This window comes from Nonomuraea terrae, assembly GCF_004348995.1.
Classification (GTDB): Bacteria; Actinomycetota; Actinomycetes; order Streptosporangiales; family Streptosporangiaceae; genus Nonomuraea; species Nonomuraea terrae.
In genome coordinates, this window is record NZ_SMKQ01000406.1 from 1 (window position 1) to 2,758 (window position 2,758).

The 2,758-nt window shown below is 69.8% G+C and carries 2 protein-coding genes and 2 pseudogenes; 2 read left to right on the plus strand and 2 right to left on the minus strand.

The genetic code is table 11. From position 1 onward, the window contains the following. Nucleotides 1–836, minus strand: a pseudogene (locus E1286_RS46900) (hypothetical protein); the annotation flags it as partial. A 184-nt stretch (nt 837–1,020) separates the two neighbouring features. Further along, nucleotides 1,021–1,539 (minus strand): YbhB/YbcL family Raf kinase inhibitor-like protein, encoded by a 519-nt coding sequence (locus tag E1286_RS46905; RefSeq protein WP_246075772.1) that lies wholly within the window; start codon nt 1,537–1,539, stop codon nt 1,021–1,023. Nucleotides 1,540–1,939: 400 nt separating this feature from the next. Between E1286_RS46905 and E1286_RS46910 the strand changes: the two genes are divergently transcribed. Both E1286_RS46910 and E1286_RS46915 read left to right on the plus strand, forming a co-directional pair. Next, on the plus strand, nt 1,940–2,461 hold the full coding sequence (locus tag E1286_RS46910; protein WP_246075774.1) for a PH domain-containing protein: 522 nt from the start codon (nt 1,940–1,942) through the stop codon (nt 2,459–2,461). Beyond that, nucleotides 2,458–2,758 (plus strand): annotated as a pseudogene (locus E1286_RS46915) (hypothetical protein); the annotation flags it as partial. The gene E1286_RS46910 and the pseudogene E1286_RS46915, both read left to right, overlap by 4 nt.

Below are 2,758 nucleotides of genomic sequence, written 5' to 3' on the forward strand. Positions count from 1 at the left end.
GCGCTCGCCTCGCCGCCGTACGAGCCGGTCGCGGGGAAGGACCCGCTGCTGGTCGCGGCCGGGTAGGCGCTGTTGGAGGACACGCCGTTGGAGGAGACCGAGGCGGGCCGCGGCGCGCGAGCCGGCTCGGACGGAGTGGGGGCGGGCACCGGCTGCGCGCCCGCGCCGAGGATGCTCAGCACGTCGGGCGTCGGTGCCGCGAACGTCATGGTGCGCTGGTCGGCGAGCTCGGCCTGCGAGGGAACGGGGTGCGGGGACGGCTCGACCAGGTCGGCGAGGCCGCCCGCGGCGGCGGGCTGGCGCTGCGGCAGGGGAGCCTGGACGGTCGTCGCGTCGGGATCGGCCGCTGCCGACGCCGGCTGCGGCTTGGGCTTGCGTTCGGAACGCCTGGCCGGACGCTCGGGCAGCGGGTCGCCGGACCGTTCCCGCTCCACCGGACGAGAGGTGGCCTTCCTGGCCGCCACGGTGCCGTCGGCGCCGAAACCGCCCTCTTCGGCATCGCTGCGGATGCTGGCCCAGAACTCCTCGTCGTCCTCGTCATTGCTCGGGTTGCCCCACTCGTCGACACCCCGCCGGCCGCGCTGGCCGGTGCGCACCGGCTTCTGCTTCGGCGCGTCAATGGGGCTGAAGTCGGGGCTGAAATTGTTCATCCGGGGTTCGTGGGCTGCGAACTCATCCGTGGAACGCGCATGGGTCAGCTCCTCCTTCTCGGCCATCTCTTTCAGCCGTTCCGGAGGAAGCGAGCTCTCTCTGCGACTCATCGAACGCATGCCCAGTGCCACGACGACGAGCACGAGGAGCACGACAGCGACCAAGCTCACTACGACCGCGATCATTGCACCACCCTCAAAGCCATGGCCTCCCTCTGGCACCGATGAGATCGCGCGGCCATCGACGCGATCTGCCCCCTTTGATCACCAGTGCCTAACAATTGGATCTGATTGTGTCGGACCACTAAGAGAGTTGTCACACCCTAAGTGAAGAATTGGTACACCTGCACTACATGTCGTGGTCGGTCTCTCACTCGATGTTCACCGCCGTGAGCCGGCCGCGGGCGATGGTCAGATCCGCGATCTTCTTCAGGATCTTGGGAAGCTCGTCTTCCGGAGACAGATCTACCTTCCCGCTCAACGTGTAGACCGAGAAGCGGTAGCTCGCCCGGTCTTGACAGGGGGGCTCGTAGCCCGTCTTCCCACTGGTCGCCTTCGCCTGGCGCGAGCCCTCGGGGGGCTCGGCGGCGGCGTTGGCGCCCAGCTCGGTCGTGGTGGCCGGGATGTCGTACATCACCCAGTGCACGGCCGACTCCGACGCCGTGTGACTGTCGACCACGATGGCGATCGACTCGGCATCGGGCAACGGCCGGCTCGACCAGCGCAGCGGCGGGCTGCCCTGGTCGCCGTGACAGGAGTATTCGCGCGGGAGCGGCTTGCCGTCATTCAGCTCAGGGCTGGAGACGTTGACCTGCGCGATGTCCTTGGCCTGGGATCTACCGACGAAGCTGAAGCTGCCACAACCGGACGACGCCAACGTTACGGCCACCGCCGTCACACTGACGGCGATGCGTCGCACGCGTGATGCCGTGTTACACAGCCCCATGCCGGACGATGCTACGCGCGTCTCGGCGGTGCGCAGACCGTTTCCCGATGGTCCGTGCTTGGTAAAGGATCCGAAACCAGCCAGAATGCGGTCTTCTGCGCAGTGACGTTGGCCACAGCGCGGCGGCCCTTGGTGCGCTCCGTGTCCGGATTGCGGCGTACCTGCGGGCATCGCGCGCCGCCGTTTCGCCGACGGCGGATGGACCCGCTGCCGGGCGCGCCCGACAGGGGCACGGGGTTCCGGGCGCGCCCCGGCGGCGCAAACCCGTGCGTACGGGCCGGTGGTGGATCTTTCCGTCGCGCTGTCAGATCGTCCGGGAGGTTCGCCCCCTAAGCTGGGGTTTGTGACGACAACAGGGCCGCTGCGCGATCCGGCGAACCGCGTCTCGCCCAAGGCCATCCGGCTGTGGCTGCTGGAGTCTCTGATCGCGTTCGCCTTCTGGCTGGGCGGATCGCTGCTGGTGTCGCGCTGGGTCGGCGGGAGCGGGTGGTCGTGGGTGCCCGCGTGGCTGGCGGCCGACCCCTGGTTGCTGCCGGTCGCCGTCGTGGTGCTGACGCTGCCGGTCCTGGTGGCCGAGCCGTTCGTCCGGTACGCCGTGCATCGCTGGGAGCTCTCAGGGGACGTCGTCTATGCCAGGTCGGGCTACCTGACCAGGGAGTGGGTGTTCGTGCCCGTGAGCCGCATCCAGACGGTCGACAAGGGGCAAGGATGGTTCGAGCGGATGCTCGGACTGGCGACCCTGGAGATCCGGACGGCCTCCCACGCCGGCTCCTCCACGATCAAGGGCCTCGACTTCCAGGTGGCCGCCCGCCTCGCCGAGCAACTGGCCCATCGCGCCGAAGAGCTCAGGGACGACGCGACATGACCGACTCCCACCCGGACCGCCAGGAGCACGCCGTCCCCTCCTCGGAGACGGCCGCCTCGGACGACCGCGTTCCGCCTGTCCCGCATCCGCCGAGCGACGAACAACGCTCCTCTCACGACGGCACTCCCTCGGACCACCACACCGTGCCTGACGCGGGCCCGCCGCCGCCCGAACGGCCCTCCTCCGACGACGACGCCGCCCCGGGCGCGCGACCGGGCCACGATCCGGGCTCCGCCGCCGACGGCGCCGAACCGGACGACCAGATTCCGTCCGCCGAGGGCCCGCGCCCCACACCGC